The sequence below is a fragment of the Crystallibacter degradans genome (genome assembly GCF_012952295.1).
GTDB lineage: Bacteria > Actinomycetota > Actinomycetes > Actinomycetales > Micrococcaceae > Crystallibacter > Crystallibacter degradans.
This window is the reverse complement of record NZ_JABBCH010000004.1, coordinates 184,975-201,878: the sequence shown is the minus strand read 5'-3', so window position 1 is coordinate 201,878 and position 16,904 is coordinate 184,975. Positions and strand designations below refer to the sequence as shown.

Here is a 16,904-nt window from a genome sequence, read left to right as displayed (position 1 = left end):
CAAGTCCCGGTTACAGAGCCGTCGGCGCGGCCCCTTTGGTCAGGAATTCCGTCACCGGACGGGTAAATATCAGCAGCATCACCACGGCGGCCGGCAACAGCAGCGCCAGCCCGGGACCGACCAGTCCTCCGGAGAGAGTCGGCACCGCGATGACAATGATAAACAGCTGCCACACCAGGGCTGCGGCTCTCGTCCATCGGTAGCCACGAAAAAGAAAATGGCCTACGGCCAGAAGCCACCCGGCAAGGAGCACCAACAGCACTAGTTGGAACACGGCTCCGCCGAAGGAGGTCGGCGTTTGCGTCAGCAAGCCGTAGACGAACCACCCCGCGACCGCCAAAAGTGCCAGTGCCTCCAGGACGACAACTCCGGCGATGACGATGATCGCAATCGGACGCTTAGTAGGTGCTGAAGAGGCCGGAGGTATTGACACATAGGCACCCTACCTTAGATAGTCGGTACTCAGCCGGTTGCCATACATCAGAGCAAAAGCGGCATAGTATCAAGCCTGTGATGAATGACTCACGTTTCTGAACGATTAAGTCAGCAGAACCCCTTGTTTACACGGATTTAACGTGAAACTCTTGATCTGAAGCGAACGGGGGCCATCAGAGCCCCCTTTACTATGAGTCCGTTCGTGAACGTTTTCACAAGAGAATTCCATCGGACCCCATTTAAAAGGAGTATGTGATCAGCATGGATTGGCGTAGCCGCGCGGCGTGCCTCGACAAGGACCCGGAGCTGTTTTTCCCCGTGGGAAACACCGGTCCGGCACTGCTCCAGATCGAGGAAGCAAAGAGCGTTTGCCGGCGCTGCCCCGTGATCGACACTTGCCTCCAGTGGGCGCTTGAGTCCGGTCAGGATGCCGGCGTCTGGGGCGGCATGAGCGAAGACGAGCGCCGTGCTCTCAAACGCCGGGCTGCACGGGCCCGCCGCGCTTCCTGAATCGCAGTGCCTAGGCAAGAGGCCGTCACCCAAAAGGTGGCGGCCTCTCCTTTGCCTGGACTCAACGAGGGATCGTAGGGTCGAGGATCAGTTCGATGTTGACGCACGTTCCACCGCCCTCCCTCGGGCTCCACTCAATGGTTCCGCCCAGCTCACTGGTGACCAGTGTCCGCACAATCTGCAGACCGAGACCGTCGCTCTTGGCCTCTTCGGGCAACCCGACGCCATCATCGGCAATGGTGACTTTGAGGAGTTCCGTCTCCGCCTCGCTGGGCTCCCGCTCAGCCGTCAGCCAGACCGTACCCGTCCGGCCGTCCAAGCCGTGCTCGACGGCGTTTGTCACCAATTCGTTGATGACCAGCGCGAGCGGCGTTGCAAATTCACTCGGCAGTTCACCAAAATCGCCGCTGCGTTCGGTGCTGACCGTCTGCGTAGGAGAGGCCACTTCGGCCGAAAGCCGGAACTGCCGCCCGATCAACTCATCGAAATCCACATTCTGCGCTAACCCCTGCGACAACGTCTCATGCACCAGGGCGATAGTAGAAACACGGCGCATGGCCTGCTCCAGCCCCTGCTTTCCTTCCTCACTGACCATCCGCCGTGATTGCATCCTGAGCAGTGCAGCCACGGTCTGCAAGTTGTTCTTGACGCGGTGGTGGATTTCCCGGATCGTCGCATCCTTGGAAACCAGCTCCATTTCCCTTCGCCGCAGCTCCGAGACATCCCGACAAAGCACCAGCGAGCCGAAGCGCTCCTGCTCATTGCGTAGAGGAATGGCCCGAAGGGTCAGGGTTACGCCGCGTGATTCAATTTCAGTCCGCCACGGCATCCGTCCCGTGACGACCAGCGGAAGGGTTTCGTCGACCATCCGGCGGTCTTTGAGCAGCCCCGTCGTGATCTCAGCCAGCGATCGGCCTTCCAACGATTCTACGTCGCCAAGCCTTCGGAAGGCTGAGACGCCGTTCGGGCTGGCATACTCAACGATTCCCTCGGCGTCCATGCGAATGAGTCCATCGCCGACACGGGGAGCACCTCGGCGTGAGCCCGTGGGCGAAGCAAAATCCGGCCATAGGCCGAGTGTGCACATGTGCAGCAGATCATAAGCGCACTGCCGATAGGTCAGTTCCAACCTGGACGGCATCCGGGAACTCGACAAATCCATATGGGAAGTGACAATGGCCAATGTCCTGCCATTTCGCACCATAGGTACGGCTTCGACGCGCATGGCCATCTCGGTGGTCCAGTTGGTCTCGCCAGAACGCTCAATGACCTGCGATTCACGGGCAGCGTCAACCAGAGGCTTCAGATCCGCCCGGATACGCTCACCCACGAAGTCGCTGTGGAAGACGGTGTGCGTCGTTGAAGGCCGGACGTGCGCCAACGCCACATACCCGCCGTCGGGGGTTGGAAACCACAACGCCAGATCGGCGAACGCCAGATCTGCGATTAGCTGCCAATCCCCCACCAACAGGTGGAGCCACTCCGCGTCCCCCGGCCCAAAATCTGCGTAATCCTTTATCGGGTCCGTAAAGATGGCCAAATTAGCTCCGTACGGTCGAACGCATCAGTCGCAGGGCAACTGATAGGGAGGCCATGTCATCATGCTCCAACTGGTTGATCTCCTCGAACATGTTCTTTGCTCGTTCAATGCTCTCGGAATTGGCTGTTACCCACTTCTGCATCCGGTCATCGGCATCAAGATCCGCTTCTGTGCTGTTCATGACTGCGAGCGTCATGTCCGTGATGGTCGAATACAGGTCGTCACGCATCGCGGCACGGGCCAGTGCCTGCCACCGGTCTTCGCGCGGCAGTTTGGTAATGCGGTTTAGCAGGGCGTCGATGTCGAACCTGTCGTACACGGCGAAGTAGATCTGGGCAACTGTATCGACGGGTTCCTCAACGCGGACTGCTATGCGCGCTACATCCAGCAATCCAAAGCTTTCGAATTGCTCGGCCCACTGATGGGCAATCGTCTCAGGAAGTCCCCACTGCTCGCCCTGCTGCCGCCACTCCTGCACCCGCTTCAGGTCATTGCCGCGCAGGTACTTGACCAGCCTGGTCCGAAGCGGATCAATCAGCGGCTTGAAGGCCGCAATGCCTTCGCCGACCGGAGTACCGCTGTCGGCTTGGTTGACGTACCAGCGCACTGCCCGGTCGAGCAGCCTGCGTATGTCCAGATGGATGGTCGACCAGACTTCGGTCGGGAAGTTGGCTGGCAGCTGGTTGAGCTGAGCTACCTGCTCGTCCAGTTCGTAGATTTCGCGAAGCGTGACGAACGCTTTAGCGACCGCAGCTTCGTCAACCGATGTCTCTTCCATCACCCGGAAGGCAAAAGTGATGCCGCCCATGTTGATCATGTCGTTGGCGACTACCGTGGCGATGATTTCACGGCGCAACGGATGCAGGGCCAGGTCCGCCCCGAACCGCTCGACCAGCGGGACCGGGAAGTAGCCGCGAAGAACTTTGTCGAAGTACGGATCGTCGGCAAGGTTGCTAAGAGTCAACGCGCGGGTCAGCTCGATTTTGGCGTAGGCGGCGAGGACCGCCAACTCAGGCGATGTCAGACCCTTGCCCTTGTCAATGCGCTCGTGAAGTTCGCTGGTGGTCGGCAGTGCCTCGAGCTCACGGTTGAGGTCGGCTGCCTTTTCCAGCCAGTCCATCAGCCGTTCATAACTCGGGCTCCACTCGACGACACGTTGACGGTCGTTGAGCAGCAGGACATTCTGGTCGATGTTGTCCTCAAGGACGAGCCGGCCGACCTCGTCGGTCATGGACTGGAGAAGTTGCGTGCGCTCTGCTGCCGGCAGTTTGCCTGCTGCCACCAGTTGGTCGACGAAGACCTTGATATTGACCTCATGGTCCGAGCAGTCCACACCGGCAGAATTGTCGATGGCATCCGTATTAAGGATGACTCCGTTGAGCGCAGCCTCGATACGGCCTCGCTGGGTCATACCAAGATTGCCGCCCTCGCCGACGACCCTGGCGCGCAGGTCTTGTCCGTTGACCCGGATGTTGTCGTTGGCCTTGTCTCCGACCTCCGCGTTGGACTCCGTGGACGCCTTGACATAAGTACCGATGCCGCCGTTGTACAGCAAATCTACGGGGGATTGCAAAATAGCGCGCAGCAGTTCCGGCGGGCTGATCGCGGTCACGCTCTCATCCAGTCCTAGAGCCTGACGGACTTCCCGAGAAAGCTCAATCGACTTGATGGACCGGGAATACACGCCTCCTCCCGCGCTGATCAGGGACGTATTGTAGTCGGCCCAGGACGACCGGGGCAGTTCGAACAGTCGCTTACGCTCCGTGTACGACGATGCTGGGTCCGGATTGGGATCCAGGAAAATGTGACGGTGGTCGAAGGCTGCCACGAGGCGAATGTGTTTCGAGAGCAACATGCCGTTGCCGAAGACGTCGCCGCTCATGTCGCCTACGCCGGCAACCGTGAAGTTCTCCTGCTGGGTGTCGATGCCCAGCTCGCTGAAGTGGCGCTTAACAGATTCCCATGCCCCGCGAGCGGTAATGCCCATGGCCTTGTGGTCGTAACCAACGGAACCACCGGAGGCGAATGCGTCCCCCAGCCAGTGCCCGTACTCCGCCGATATTTCGTTGGCGATGTCAGAAAAGCTCGCCGTGCCTTTATCTGCCGCAACGACCAAATACGTGTCATCCCCGTCTAGACGGACAACGCTTTCGGGTGGGACAACCTGCTGGCCGGCAGGCGTCCGGACAAGATTGTCGGTGATATCGAGCAGACCGCGGATGAATGTCCGGTAGCTCGACTGGCCTTCGGCCATCCAGGCAGCTCGGTCATTCGCCGGGTCAGGCAGCTGCTTGGCATAGAAGCCGCCCTTGGCACCGGTCGGCACGATGACGGCGTTCTTGACCGTTTGCGCTTTGACCAATCCGAGGATTTCCGTGCGGAAGTCTTCCCTGCGATCGGACCACCGAAGCCCACCCCGTGCGACTTCGCCGAAGCGCAGGTGCACACCTTCGACCTGCGGCGAGTAGACCCAGATCTCGAATTTGGGCCGAGGGAACGGTGCTCCTTCGATGGCCTCCGGGCGCAGTTTGAAGCTCAAGTAGGGCTTGTTCTGGAAGTAGTTGGTCCGCGAAGTGGCCTCAATGACGTTGGCCAGCGTCCGAAGCACGCGATCCGCGTCCAGAGTCGGAACGGCCTGGAGCCCGTCGGCAAGACTTGCGCGCGCTTGATCAAGGGCAGCTGCCCGGGAAGCCTCGTCCAGGTCGGGATCGAACCGAACCTTGAACAACGTGATCAACGCGTGGGCTACCGCCGGGTTTGCAAGCAAGGTATCGGCGGTAAAACTATACGACCCTGCATAGCCCAACTGCCGCACATACCGGGCGTAGCTGCGCAGCATCGAGACCTCTCGCCAAGGCACCCGTTCCTGCACGACCAGCCGGTCGAACCGGTCGGATTCGCTCCGCCCTGTGACAACGGCGCCAAAGGCGTCCTGCACGAGCCCACCGGTGGCGAGCGGGTCCACTTCAGGCGGATACTTCAGACCCAAATCGTAAAGAAAGAAATCCTCGCCGTCGGCAGTGATGATTTCGAACGGTCGTTCATCCAGAACCTCCAAACCGAGGTTTTGAAAGACTGGCAGGATCTGGCTCAGCGACTGCGGTTCCGGCAAATAGAGTTTGAGTCGGGCGTCCTCGACCTTCGTCTGCACATCCGCAGGAATGTACACGTGCATGATCGGGCTGACAGCGGCCTTTTCGCTATAGCTCTCGAAGCGTTCGATGTCCTCAAGGGCATCTTCGACCTCATAATCGACCCGGTAGCTGGCAGGGAACGCTTCGGCCCACTTCGCCGAAAGCTTCTCGGCGTCCTCACCGTCAAACTTCGTCCGTACAATCTGATCAATACCCTCGGACCACGACCGTGCCGCAGCCGCCAGGCGCCTCTCAAGGTCTGCGACATCGATCTGGGGCACTTCGGAACCATGCTTGAGCCGGATGCGGAAGAACAACCGTGCCAAAGAGGACTCGGTCATCCGAGCTTCATAGTCAATGGCCTTCGCTTCGAAGGTCTTGCGCAACTCGTCCTGCATCCGCAGTCGTACCGCCGTGGTGTAACGGTCACGGGGCAGGTAGACCAGTGCTGAAACGAACCTGCCGTACACGTCCTGACGGAGAAAGAGTCGCGTCCTCCGGCGTTCCTGGAGCCGCAGGATACCCATCGCGATGTCCGCCAGTTCCTGGGTGCCCATCTGGAATATCTCATCCCGGGGGTACGACTCAAGAATGGAAAGCAGGTCCTTGCCCGAATGCGAGTCGGGCGCAAAACCGGAATGCCTGAGGACTGCGTCGACCTTTTCACGCACGATGGGAACGCTGCGTACTGAACGGTTGTAAGCGCTGCTGGCGAAGAGGCCGATAAACCTGCGCTCGCCGTTGACGTTGCCCTGAGCATCAAAGCTCTTGACTCCGATGTAGTCCAGGTACGCCGCCCGGTGCACTGTGGAACGTGAATTCGCCTTGGTTATGACCAATGCGCGCTTCTCGCGGGCGCGAGCGCGCCCCTCCTCGGTCAGATGCTGGACATGCCGATCCTCCGGCAGCTCACGCATAATGCCGAGCCCAGTGCCCTCGCGTAGCAACAGCACGTCCTCCCCTGCCTGATTGGCAAGGTCATATTCCCGGTATCCCAGGAAAGTGAAGTTTCCGTTGTCCAGCCACTCCAGGAGTTCCTTGGCCTCGTCAAGGTCCGGTATCTCCTCGGCGCCGGCAACAGATTCCAACGATGCGGCAATCTGCCTGACGCGACTGCGCATGGAAGACCAATCCTCCACAGCGACGCGAACGTCACCAAGCACCTTACGGATTCCATCAATGACCTGCTGTGCCTTCTCGTCGCCGGAGATACGTACAGTCTCAACTGAAATCCAAGACTCGATATGCGAGGCTTTGTCCCCCGTGGCGACGAACTCTGCGAGATTCGGTAGCGCGGCGGTGTCGCCACTGGAGGCACCCAAGTGAGCCGGTACACGTTTAAGCTCTACGAGTTCGTGGCTGGTCCGGTCGCGGATGGCAATAAAAGTGGGATGCATGAGCATCCGGATAGCCAGATCCTGGCGCACGATCTCCGCAGTTACGGAATCGACCAGGAACGGCATGTCGTCGGTCGCTATCATAATGACACTGGAATTGCGTTCATTGCGAATGCCGATGACTGCTTGCCCGCTGGGCCGCCTCAGGGCGAGCTCTCGATGCGCCATGGCCCGGGTTTCCAAAGTGTCGCCGCTATAGCTTGCAGCATCCTCGGCAGCCAGGTGCTCGTAATAGTTCCCGAGGAAGTCCCCGGGATGCTTGCCTGAAGTGGAAAGATCCGTAGCACTGGATCCTGACGACATGAAAAACGCCTCCGATAGGTGGTCCAAGGCCGCCCCATTGCGGCCACACCTGCAAGCCTAACGCCAGCCGACCAAAACTACACTTTGAGGCGCCTGCGTTTGCGCGAACCGTTGCGGCGGACAGGAACGTCGCGACCAGCGAGCAGCGCAATAGCGTGGCGCAGGGGTGAATCCGGGGCGCTTTCTAGAAGTACGGAGCCGCTGAGCAATGCTGCGTCCGCGACCTCGAAGTCGGCCGGCAGGAATGACTGCACCTCTTTGACGGGTCCGAATCGCTCCCAGGAATGCCGAAGCTGGTCGATGGGCGCCGATCCAATCGATGATGCCCTCACCTTGTTCAGGACGACACGGGGCGCAGCGCTGGGAACGGCCTGTTCAATCTCTGCAAGCGCCCGGACCAGTCGGGGGACTCCTACGGCGTCGGCGGCACCGACGGCAAAGACGGTATCGGCGAGTTCCAGGCAACGAAGGGTCGCGCCGTTCCGCCGCGGAGCCATCGTGTCGAAGCTGAGTTCTTCGTCAGCCTCAAGGCAGAAACCGCAATCGATAATGGTGTAGTCCGCGAGGGATCTCGCCAGTGCCACTACCGTGGCGACGGCTCCGGGCCGCAGTTCAGGCCACCGCTCGGCCCTCGTGATGCCTGTCAGTACCTGAAGGAGCGCCCCCTGTACCGCTACTTTGACGCTTACCCGTGCCAGGGCCGGTCCATCCAAGATGCCCTGATCTGCCAGCCTGCAGGCCTGGGCCAGTGCGGCGGACTCGTCCATCAGGCCGAGATATGCCGCTACGCTCGCAGAATAGGTGTCGGCATCGATCAGTAGCGTCGTCTTGCCCGATGCTGCATATTCTGCCGCCAGATTCACCGCGACCGTCGTTCGGCCGGGCGCGCCGGCGGGTCCCCAGACGGCGATCACCTGACCGTCGGCCGATAGTTCGGCGGGTTGGTCGTCCGGGATCCCGACCGGCAACAACGCATGCGCCGGGTCGGCATAACTTCCCGCCAGCTGGGTGCCCGTTTCGGGAAGGTTCGCTACGGCTTCGGCGATAAGGTCGGCCAGCTGCAAAGGCTCTATCAGGACCGTTCCTTGGGCAATCCCCAGTGCATCGAACCGGCGGCGCTCCCCTTCATCGTCTGTGAGCACGACGACGGCAACTTGTGAGCTGTGAAGCCGCTCCAGAACGCTGATGCCAAGCTCCGACGTGTCGCCGGCAACGATTGCGGCACGGGCGAGCCCCGTCTGGCAGGCTGCAATCAGTTCAGCGAGGGCACTGCATCTGCGCACGACAGTAACAGGACCGTGCAGTCGTTCCAACCCGCCAACGAAGTCAGTAAATGTATCGCCGTAGGTGATCACGGGGATACTCATGAACCACTGCCCGGGTTCAGGACCACGTTGATCCGTGCACCGTTGGACAGGGCATTAAGCAAGCCCGGCATTTTTTCATCGGTGACCAGTACATGCAGCTGTTCTATCTGCGGCGTCCCCAGAGCAGGTCCTGCCTCCGTAAGCTGGGAAATTTCGGCACTTTCCAAGAGCCGCTCGGGCGGACTGAAGCCGTTTCTACCGTCGGGCAAGGCGACCCAAACGTCTACCCTGGCCCCAGCGGCAGCGCCTTCGGGAAGCGCACTGTCGATGGTCAACGCAACCGGTTTCCGGTCCAAAGCGTCGGCTGTGCCCAGGCTCGCCCCCGGGATCAGCTCTCCCTTGCGTATGAAGGCTGTCGCGACCGCATTCTCAGGAAGGCCGGTTTCCGCACTGAGATAAGCGTGCTCGACGTCGCCTAGTCTGACGTTCACAATGGTGAGATCGTCCGAAGTTATTTGCTGGCCGACACTGATATCCTCCCTTGCCGCGAACGTTTCAATCGTCTTGTCCGCATTGCCCAGCAACGCGGTCACTGAGGCAACTGAAACCAGCACCAGCAGGATACCGATGAGCAACCGCGGGTCCTTCCACGATGGCTTCTTCAATCGTGCTGCGGGAACAGCAAGGTCAGTAACAGCGCTCAAGGTACTCCCCCTGTTGGAATAGCAAATGCACCGAAGACAAATCCTCTGATCTGCTGAGACATTCGGGCTCCGACCATTCTTATGGAGACGGCTTGAAAAACAAACCTCCAGATTGCTAATGCCACCTATTGTGGATAAAAATCTGTCATTCTGCGCCAGTCCACAGCATCTTGGGGCAGATCGCGGCAAACAGCATCAAACGATGCCATAATGTACTTGACCCCTGCACAACAACTGCCGTAGAGGAGGACCTGATGCCTCGGTTTCTGACTTTGACCGATGTCGCCGAAATACTTCAGATATCGTCTTCCCAGGCCTACGCACTAGTGCGCAGCGGTGAGCTGCCTGCCATCCAGATTGGCGGCCGTGGCCAGTGGCGTGTGGAACAGCTGATGCTGGACCAGTACATCGACAATAAGTACGCAGAGACTCGTCGTCTGGTAGAAGAAGCCAGATCAGGAAAGAACGACTAGGAATTCCTGCCTTTGTGCTGAACGGGAGTGGAACCAGCGCTCCGAATTAGGCTGGGCCGATTCAATCTCCTGCGCGGCTTGAGGCCAGGGCCCCAATCGCAGTAAATGGGACGGCATAAACAGTCCGCACGTTACCGGCTCGCCGCGCCTCGCCTGAAGGAACAGCCGCAAGCTCCAAAAAATCACTGCCAACGCGGTCGATCATGCCATTGACGGTCCTGCCCGTCGAGCCCGACGCCAGATGCAGTACGACGTCGGCTCGGTCCCGTGCCAGCGCGCGCAGCGCCGAGCCCATACCGAGCCGCTTCGCCGCGGATGACTTCTCAACTGACGCGCTACGGGTTAGCCCTTCCAATAACTGGATTGCCGCCAGCGGCACGAGAATGCTCCTGCCTCGTTCGTTAAGGACCAGCCAGCTGGAGCCAACGTGCGCCAAGGCCCCGGTGAACTGCAGCCCGCCGGATACTGTCAGCCGGATCCCCGAACCGAGTTGCCCCCGCAACCGGTCCCCCAGCGATGTCTCGGCTTGGTTCAGCCGCGCAATCTCGTTGGCCTCGGATTCAAGCCCCCGCTGGCCGGCGGCATGCAGTTGCGCTTCCATGTCGGCAAACAACGAGTCCCATCGCACTGCTCCAGCCTAGAAGCAGCATCAAAGCGGGTCAAACTGCGTCAAAGGGGTTTACAGTCCCGTGCTCTGATGCCATCATCATGAGTCATAACCAGTTCAATCGCATCAAATGACATCAAACAACGTCAAATAGAATAATCTCAACGTGGAGCGTGACATGAAGAAGATGGGAACGGACACAGTCGTCACCGTGATGATTCCACTCTGCGGCACCGCACTGTTGTGGTCAGGAGGGCGCATTAGCTTCGACGACGAGGGAACATGGCGTCCCTTGCTCTTGCACACTTATTCGGAATTACTAGCTTCCAGCTCGGCGCTGATTGGCTTGGTGATTGTCGCCTGGTGGCTGGTTGGCATCGTCTGCGCTGTCGTTGGTGCCGTCCTTGAGCGTGCCGGTCATGCCAGGCTTGCGGCTGTTTCCTATTCCTGCAGCCCCGCATTCATGAAGCGGCTCGCTACCGCCGTTATCGGACTCAACCTCCTGGCCGCACCGGTGGCTGCCAATGCTGCGGCTCCGGTAACGGGCACGGACACCGTATCCCAGTCGGCGGCACTCCAGAACAGTGCAGTTTCCCCTTACTTCCGGATGGCCCCGGCCTCGGCCTCAGCGGGTGAATCCCAATCGGTCAGCCCTTTGTGGAAGCCGACTGCACCTCCGGTGTCGCCGGGTCTCATTGCCAGGCCGATCAGCCAGACGAACGAGGAAAGCCAGGCCGTGACTGTGGAACACGGAGACACGCTGTGGGATATCGCCGCCAAGGATCTGGGCAAGTTTGCCACCGACACCGAGATAGCGGCCCATTGGCCTAGATGGTATTCCGCCAACAAGGATGTCATCGGGCCGGATCCTGCCGTACTTCTGCCCGGACAAGTCCTTCTAGCCCCCGCCAACCGTTGAACTCGCAATCGCACCGTCAGATGAGGAAAGGCCATGCCATGAACAACGTCACCCCTTTGCGGCAGGATAAACCGGAACACGCGGACCGGGAGCTAACCGAGGTGCAGGCGCTTGCGCCTGCCAGCGGAGCACCTCGGCCGCTCACGGTCCGGCCTGTGAGGTCGCCGGACCCGGAGGATTACTTCGCACCCGTAATCCGGCTCCAGCCACGCAGTCCTTCGAAGCCTGCTGACCAGGCAACGGATCGGGCGCCGGGCGGGCCGGTGGCAGAGCAAACCCACGGGACGGACGCTCAGGAACTGCGGCAGGTAACTGCTACCGCGAGATCCGTGGCTCAGGCCGCGATGGAAGCGATCGGTGGCACCCGTCCCGTCCAGCAGCTGGCTCGCTGGCTTGATCCTGTCTGCTACGAAAAGGTCGCCCGGCGCGCAGGTCTGGTCAGGGAACGGCAGGACCGCCGCGCTGCCGCTGGACAAACCGTCCTACGGCTCCACCGCAGTGCCACCATCCGTTCCTCCCGTGTGTGCCAGGTCTCGGACAGTGCATATGAAGCATCGCTGGTGATCGCCGAAGCATCCAGAGTCCGCGCCGTGGCGCTTCGCCTTGAATTCAGGCGCGGACTCTGGAAAGTCGCCGCGTTGGAAATCGGGTAACGACAGGTCAGGAGCGGTTTACTTCCGTCGACGTTTGGCGTCCTTTGCTGGCTTTCCGCCTTCGGAAGCTTGAGTCTGGCTCCCCTGCTTGCCCGAGTTCTGCCGCTCGACCCGGGTCACTGCTTCGCCGGTAACAGTGGGAGCTGTGAACTGCAGAGACGCCGGCCGCTGAGGTGCCTCCAGACCTGCTGCGGTTATCTCCGGTGCCCGCACTGCGCTGCGGCCATCCGTTACACCGGGAAGACCTGTCGGAGCAGGTTCTTTGACCTTGACTTCAAGGTTGAACAGATACCCAATGCTCTCTTCGCGGATGGCTTCCATCATCGCCTGGAACATGATGAAACCTTCACGCTGGTATTCCACCAGAGGATCGCGCTGTGCCATCGCCCGGAGGCCGATACCTTCCTTGAGATAGTCCATCTCATAGAGGTGTTCCTGCCACTTCCTGCCGATCACGGACAGCACGACCCGGCGCTCCAGCTCGCGCATGGTTGCGGCTCCAAGAGCCTCTTCACGCTGGGCGTATGCGACCTTGGCATCCGAAACGATTTCTTCGCGGAGGAAGTCTGCCGTGATTTTGGACTTGCCGCCGGCTTCCTCGACCACTTCGTCGATGGTCAACTGGATCGGGTACAGCTGCTTGAGGTTCGTCCAAAGCTGCTCGTAGTCCCAGTCATCGCCGTGACCTTCCTGGGTCGCCTCATCCACCATGGCCGTGATGACGTCTTCGAGGAAGAACGCAACCTTCTCATGCAGGTCATCGCCTTCGAGAATGCGACGCCTGTCGCCGTAGATTGCCTCGCGCTGGCGGTTCAACACGTCGTCGTACTTCAACACGTTTTTGCGTTGCTCAGCGTTACGTCCCTCGACCTGGCCCTGGGCATTTTCGATTGCCTTGGAGACCATCTTGGATTCCAGCGCAACATCGTCAGGCATACGGGACGAATTCATGATGCGTTCGGCTGCACCGGAGTTGAACAGGCGCATCAGGTCATCCGTCAGCGAGAGGTAGAAGCGCGACTCGCCGGGATCGCCCTGGCGTCCGGAACGTCCCCGCAACTGGTTATCGATCCGGCGCGACTCGTGGCGCTCGGTACCGAGCACGTAGAGTCCGCCTAGCTCCTTGACCTCGTCATGTTCCGCTTTCACAGCCTTCTGCGCGGCCTCGAACGCCGCAGGCCAGGCCGCTTCGTACTCTTCGGGGTTTTCCGCAGGGTCAAGTCCGCGCTTCTCCATTTCGGCCACCGCGTTGAATTCCGCGTTGCCGCCAAGCATGATGTCCGTACCGCGGCCGGCCATGTTCGTTGCTACCGTGACCGCACCCTTGCGCCCGGCCTGGGCGACGATGGCGGCTTCACGCGCATGGTTCTTGGCGTTCAGCACCTCATGGCGTACCCCCTGTTTCGCCAGTTGTTTGGACAGGTACTCGCTCTTTTCAACGCTCGTGGTGCCGACGAGGACCGGCTGTCCCTTTTCATGGCGCTCGGCAATGTCCTTGACGACTGCGTCGAACTTGGCCAGTTCGTTCTTGTAGATCAGATCCGCTTGATCAGCACGAGCCATCGGCTTGTTCGTAGGAATGGGAACGACGCCGAGCTTGTAAGTGCTCATGAATTCGGCGGCCTCGGTTTCGGCCGTACCCGTCATGCCCGACAGCTTGTCGTAGAGCCGGAAGTAATTCTGCAGCGTGACCGTGGCCATCGTCTGGTTCTCGGCCTTGATCTCCACACCCTCTTTGGCCTCGATGGCCTGGTGCATACCTTCGTTATAGCGGCGACCGGCGAGAATTCGGCCCGTGTGTTCGTCGACAATGAGGACTTCGCCGTTCAGGATGACGTAGTCCTTGTCGCGCTTGAACAGTTCCTTGGCCTTGATGGCGTTGTTGAGGAATCCTATCAGCGGAGTATTGGCCGACTCGTAGAGGTTGTCGATGCCGAGGTAGTCCTCGACCTTTTCGATCCCGGATTCCAGCACGCCGACGGTACGCTTCTTTTCATCGACCTCGTAGTCGTCCTCAACGTTCAGCCGCTTCACCACGCGGGCGAACTCTGTGTACCAGCGGTTTACGTCCCCCGAGGCCTGCCCGGAGATGATCAGCGGGGTACGGGCCTCGTCGATCAGGATCGAGTCCACTTCGTCAACGATGGCGAAATGGTGCCCTCGCTGGACCAGTTCGTCCTTGCTCCAGGCCATGTTGTCGCGGAGGTAGTCGAAGCCGAACTCGTTGTTGGTTCCATAGGTGATGTCGCCGTTGTACTGTTCACGGCGGACTGACGGGTTCTGGTTGGACAGGATGCAGCCGCTGGTCAGCCCGAGGAAGCGATAGACACGGCCCATCAGGTCGGACTGGTATTCGGCCAGGTAGTCGTTGACCGTGATCACATGCACGCCATTGCCGGTCAAGGCATTCAAATAGGCAGGAGCGGTCGCGACCAAGGTCTTGCCTTCACCGGTTTTCATCTCGGCGATATTGCCCAGATGAAGCGCAGCGCCGCCCATGAGCTGGACATCGAAGTGGCGCAGGCCCAATGTGCGGCTGGACGCTTCCCTAACGGCGGCAAACGCTTCGGGCAAGAGATCATCGAGATGCTCGCCGTCCTGGTAACGCTGTTTCAGAGTGTCAGTCTCGCCGCGAAGCTCAGCATCCGAGAGGGCTTTGAAGTCCTCTTCGAGAATGTTGATCGCGTCAGCATAGTTGCGAAGCCTCTTCAGCGTCTTCTTGTCGCCGGTTCTTAGGACTCGCTCGAGAATCGATGGCACTACATTGCTCCCAGTCGTTTGCACAGAATTCTGGCTTCATCAGTCTACGGGAGAGACGTATCAACCTCTGCTTTGGTTCCCGCAGGGCGGACAAGTGAACTTCGGCGCTGCCCCGAGAGCAGATTCCTAACCGGCCCAGCCAAATCCCCGCGGTCCTCGACCCGGACGCTCTCCAGACCAAGCCATCGCGACATCAGCTCCAATTCGGCAGCAAGTTCGACGGCGGTATCAGCAGGTGCATCCGCCTCGCTGAACGCACCCTTGACTAACAGCAGGCCGGCTGAGCGGTCTGCCTTGAGGTCCACTCTGGCGCACAAGGTCTCCCGCAGCAGGAACGGCAGGACGTAGTACCCGTATCGCCGCTGCGCGGCAGGGGTATATATTTCGATCCGGTAGTGGAAGTGGAAAAGGCGTTCCAGCCGGCGCCGTTCGAAGACCAGCGAATCGAAAGGCCCGAGCAAAGCGCGGCCTCTCGCCGTACGAGGACGGAGGGCCTCGGCGTGCAGATAGTGCGGTCCCTGCCATCCGTCGACAGATACTTCTTCCATTTTGCCTTCGGCCAGGAGCTGCTGCAGGGCCGCCGCAGCCGGCTGAGCTGGAATCCGGAAGTAATCGGCGAAGCATTTGAGCGTACCGATGCCATGAGCTCTTGCGGCGGCATCTATCAAACGAACCATCGCGTCGCGTTTGTCTGGTCGTGTAGAGGGATCGATGCCCTTGGGCATCACTTTCCCGGTCAAAGCGTAGAGCCGCTCGAACTGGGCGTTTCGGCCAGCAGCGCTGATGTCACCGCGCTCGAACAGGTCTTCAAGCACGCGTTTGGCCGCGTTCCAGTTCCACCCCCACTGGGTTGTGGAACGGATTTCGGCATGACCAATCCGTTCGGCAACGGCTCGGGCGGTCAAGGGACGCGACGAGGCGAGAGCCTGCATGATCCGCTCCGACAGGTCATCCCGTGTTTCCGGGTCCATGGCGGAGGCGCCAACCCACTTTCGTTTCTGCCACACGCGCAGGTCGTTGAAATGGTCCGGCCGGATGTAGCTGGCTTCGTGCGCCCAGTACTCAACCATGCGTCTCGGAGCCTTACCCGCAAAGCGATGCAGGATTTCGACGTCGTAATTACCCAACCGGGAGAACAAGGGCAGGTAATGGGCCCGGGTCAGCACGTTCACTGAGTCGATCTGCATCAGTTGCAGCTGGTCAAAAATGCGGCCCACCGTTCTTGCCGAAACAAGACCGGTGGGCCGCTCCTTGTGGAGGGACTGTGCAGCGAGCGCAATGCGCCGGGCCTGGCGGAGACTTAGGGTTGCAGCCATCCACCTATCCTAGGCATCGGATTGCGCCGGGCCGCAGGTTCTAGGCGTTTGCGCCTTCTGCTGCCCTGTACGCCAGAAGCTCTTCCTTCGCGGTGGATTCCTCTTTGCAATCGGCGTCCAGCGAAATCACGCCGTAGGTCCAGCCACGGCGCCGGTAGACCACACTCGGCGAGTTGGTCGCGGAATCAATGAACAAGTAGAAATCGTGCCCGACGAGTTCCATGTTGTCGACGGCGTCGTCGAGAGTCATCGGCGGGGCCGGAAAGACCTTCCGGCGGATGAGGACCGGCGAATCACCGGCAGGAATATCATTCTCTATTTCATAGGCGTTGGATTCGTCCGTCTGCGCCGATGGAGTGGAGCCATTCAAGTTTGCCTCCGACGTCTCGATATGCAGCGGCTTGGTAGTGCTAGCAGGTTCAAGCGACGCGGTCGCTTCGTGGACTGCCTTGGGGTTGTGGCGTCCGTGATGGACCTTGCGACGGTCACGGGCCCTGCGAAGGCGTTCCATGAGCTTGCCGTAGGCCAGATCGAAGGCGGCGAATTTGTCGGCTGCAGAGGCTTCCGCACGAACTACGGGGCCTCGGCCGAGCACTGTGAGTTCGACGGTCATGGAGCTGTCCGCCTGACGAGCGTTGAGTTCCTTCGTGATTTTGGCATCCAAGCGCTGGACCTTGTCGCCCAGCTGCTCTATTTTGGAGATCTTCTCTTCGGCGTATTCCCGGAACCGGTCGGAGACCGAGAGGTTGCGGCCGTTGATATTGAATTCCATGGTGCCCTCCATAACTGCTTTAGATGACACAACAGCGACTGAAGAAAGTTTCTCCTCCCAGTCGCTGAAGACGG

13 protein-coding genes are annotated in these 16,904 nt (G+C 60.1%); 4 read left to right on the top strand and 9 right to left on the bottom strand.

Annotated features, from left to right (window positions below; translation table 11 throughout):
- Positions 1–10 precede the first annotated feature (10 nt).
- Positions 11–433 carry a hypothetical protein gene (locus HGO92_RS09460; RefSeq protein ID WP_346768902.1) on the bottom strand — a complete coding sequence of 141 codons (423 nt, stop codon included), beginning with the start codon at positions 431–433 and terminating at the stop codon, positions 11–13.
- Between the two features lie 263 nt (positions 434–696).
- Here HGO92_RS09460 and HGO92_RS09455 point away from each other — a divergent pair, with 263 nt between their 5' ends.
- Positions 697–945, top strand: coding sequence for a WhiB family transcriptional regulator (locus HGO92_RS09455; RefSeq protein ID WP_026818945.1), 249 nt, complete (start codon positions 697–699; stop codon positions 943–945).
- Between the two features lie 61 nt (positions 946–1,006).
- On the opposite strand, the gene HGO92_RS09450 is transcribed toward HGO92_RS09455, so the two are convergent.
- From HGO92_RS09450 to HGO92_RS09435, 4 genes are all read right to left on the bottom strand, one after another.
- A complete protein-coding gene (locus tag HGO92_RS09450; RefSeq protein ID WP_169994087.1) occupies positions 1,007–2,485 on the bottom strand; it encodes a sensor histidine kinase in 1,479 nt (492 codons plus the stop codon).
- A gap of 1 nt (position 2,486) precedes the next feature.
- Positions 2,487–7,319: an NAD-glutamate dehydrogenase gene (locus tag HGO92_RS09445; RefSeq protein WP_169994084.1), complete on the bottom strand. Its 4,833-nt coding sequence runs from the start codon at positions 7,317–7,319 to the stop codon at positions 2,487–2,489.
- A gap of 77 nt (positions 7,320–7,396) precedes the next feature.
- Positions 7,397–8,686, bottom strand: a complete 1,290-nt coding sequence (locus HGO92_RS09440; RefSeq protein ID WP_169994081.1) for a CpaE/TadZ family protein — start codon at positions 8,684–8,686, stop codon at positions 7,397–7,399.
- The gene (locus HGO92_RS09435; protein ID WP_240974524.1) at positions 8,683–9,330 is read right to left on the bottom strand and encodes an SAF domain-containing protein; all 648 of its coding nucleotides are present in this window, start codon (positions 9,328–9,330) and stop codon (positions 8,683–8,685) included. The genes HGO92_RS09440 and HGO92_RS09435 overlap by 4 nt, the downstream gene beginning before the upstream one ends.
- Positions 9,331–9,584: 254 nt before the next feature.
- Between HGO92_RS09435 and HGO92_RS09430 the strand changes: the two genes are divergently transcribed.
- Positions 9,585–9,803, top strand: a complete 219-nt coding sequence (locus HGO92_RS09430) for a helix-turn-helix domain-containing protein (RefSeq protein ID WP_169994078.1) — start codon at positions 9,585–9,587, stop codon at positions 9,801–9,803.
- Between the two features lie 61 nt (positions 9,804–9,864).
- Here the strand turns inward: HGO92_RS09430 and HGO92_RS09425 are convergent, their stop codons facing one another.
- The gene (locus tag HGO92_RS09425) at positions 9,865–10,404 is read right to left on the bottom strand and encodes a hypothetical protein (protein ID WP_205834326.1); all 540 of its coding nucleotides are present in this window, start codon (positions 10,402–10,404) and stop codon (positions 9,865–9,867) included.
- A gap of 184 nt (positions 10,405–10,588) precedes the next feature.
- On the opposite strand from HGO92_RS09425, the gene HGO92_RS09420 reads away from it, so the two are divergent.
- Both HGO92_RS09420 and HGO92_RS09415 read left to right on the top strand, forming a co-directional pair.
- Positions 10,589–11,329: a LysM peptidoglycan-binding domain-containing protein gene (locus tag HGO92_RS09420; protein ID WP_169994073.1), complete on the top strand. Its 741-nt coding sequence runs from the start codon at positions 10,589–10,591 to the stop codon at positions 11,327–11,329.
- A 38-nt stretch (positions 11,330–11,367) separates the two neighbouring features.
- On the top strand, positions 11,368–11,982 hold the full coding sequence (locus tag HGO92_RS09415; protein WP_169994071.1) for an Rv3235 family protein: 615 nt from the start codon (positions 11,368–11,370) through the stop codon (positions 11,980–11,982).
- A gap of 18 nt (positions 11,983–12,000) precedes the next feature.
- Here the strand turns inward: HGO92_RS09415 and secA are convergent, their stop codons facing one another.
- Genes secA through hpf form a run of 3 tightly spaced genes read right to left on the bottom strand, consistent with a single transcriptional unit; the run spans position 12,001 to position 16,830 of the window.
- Positions 12,001–14,742: a preprotein translocase subunit SecA gene (secA, locus tag HGO92_RS09410; RefSeq protein ID WP_169994068.1), complete on the bottom strand. Its 2,742-nt coding sequence runs from the start codon at positions 14,740–14,742 to the stop codon at positions 12,001–12,003.
- 44 nt (positions 14,743–14,786) lie between these two features.
- Complete coding sequence (locus HGO92_RS09405; protein ID WP_169994066.1) at positions 14,787–16,058, bottom strand: winged helix-turn-helix domain-containing protein; 1,272 nt, start codon at positions 16,056–16,058, stop codon at positions 14,787–14,789.
- A 40-nt stretch (positions 16,059–16,098) separates the two neighbouring features.
- Positions 16,099–16,830 carry a ribosome hibernation-promoting factor, HPF/YfiA family gene (hpf, locus tag HGO92_RS09400; protein ID WP_169994064.1) on the bottom strand — a complete coding sequence of 244 codons (732 nt, stop codon included), beginning with the start codon at positions 16,828–16,830 and terminating at the stop codon, positions 16,099–16,101.
- Positions 16,831–16,904: the final 74 nt, after the last annotated feature.

Bases quoted from the DNA above. Each gene is read 5' to 3' on its own strand.
- HGO92_RS09455 (WP_026818945.1), top strand. From the start codon at position 697: ATGGATTGGCGTAGCCGCGCGGCGTGCCTCGACAAGGACCCGGAGCTG.
- HGO92_RS09445 (WP_169994084.1), bottom strand. From the start codon at position 7,319: ATGTCGTCAGGATCCAGTGCTACGGATCTTTCCACTTCAGGCAAGCAT.
- HGO92_RS09440 (WP_169994081.1), bottom strand. From the start codon at position 8,686: ATGAGTATCCCCGTGATCACCTACGGCGATACATTTACTGACTTCGTT.
- HGO92_RS09430 (WP_169994078.1), top strand. From the start codon at position 9,585: ATGCCTCGGTTTCTGACTTTGACCGATGTCGCCGAAATACTTCAGATA.
- HGO92_RS09425 (WP_205834326.1), bottom strand. From the start codon at position 10,404: ATGGAAGCGCAACTGCATGCCGCCGGCCAGCGGGGGCTTGAATCCGAG.
- HGO92_RS09420 (WP_169994073.1), top strand. From the start codon at position 10,589: ATGAAGAAGATGGGAACGGACACAGTCGTCACCGTGATGATTCCACTC.
- HGO92_RS09415 (WP_169994071.1), top strand. From the start codon at position 11,368: ATGAACAACGTCACCCCTTTGCGGCAGGATAAACCGGAACACGCGGAC.
- HGO92_RS09405 (WP_169994066.1), bottom strand. From the start codon at position 16,058: ATGGCTGCAACCCTAAGTCTCCGCCAGGCCCGGCGCATTGCGCTCGCT.
- hpf (WP_169994064.1), bottom strand. From the start codon at position 16,830: ATGGAATTCAATATCAACGGCCGCAACCTCTCGGTCTCCGACCGGTTC.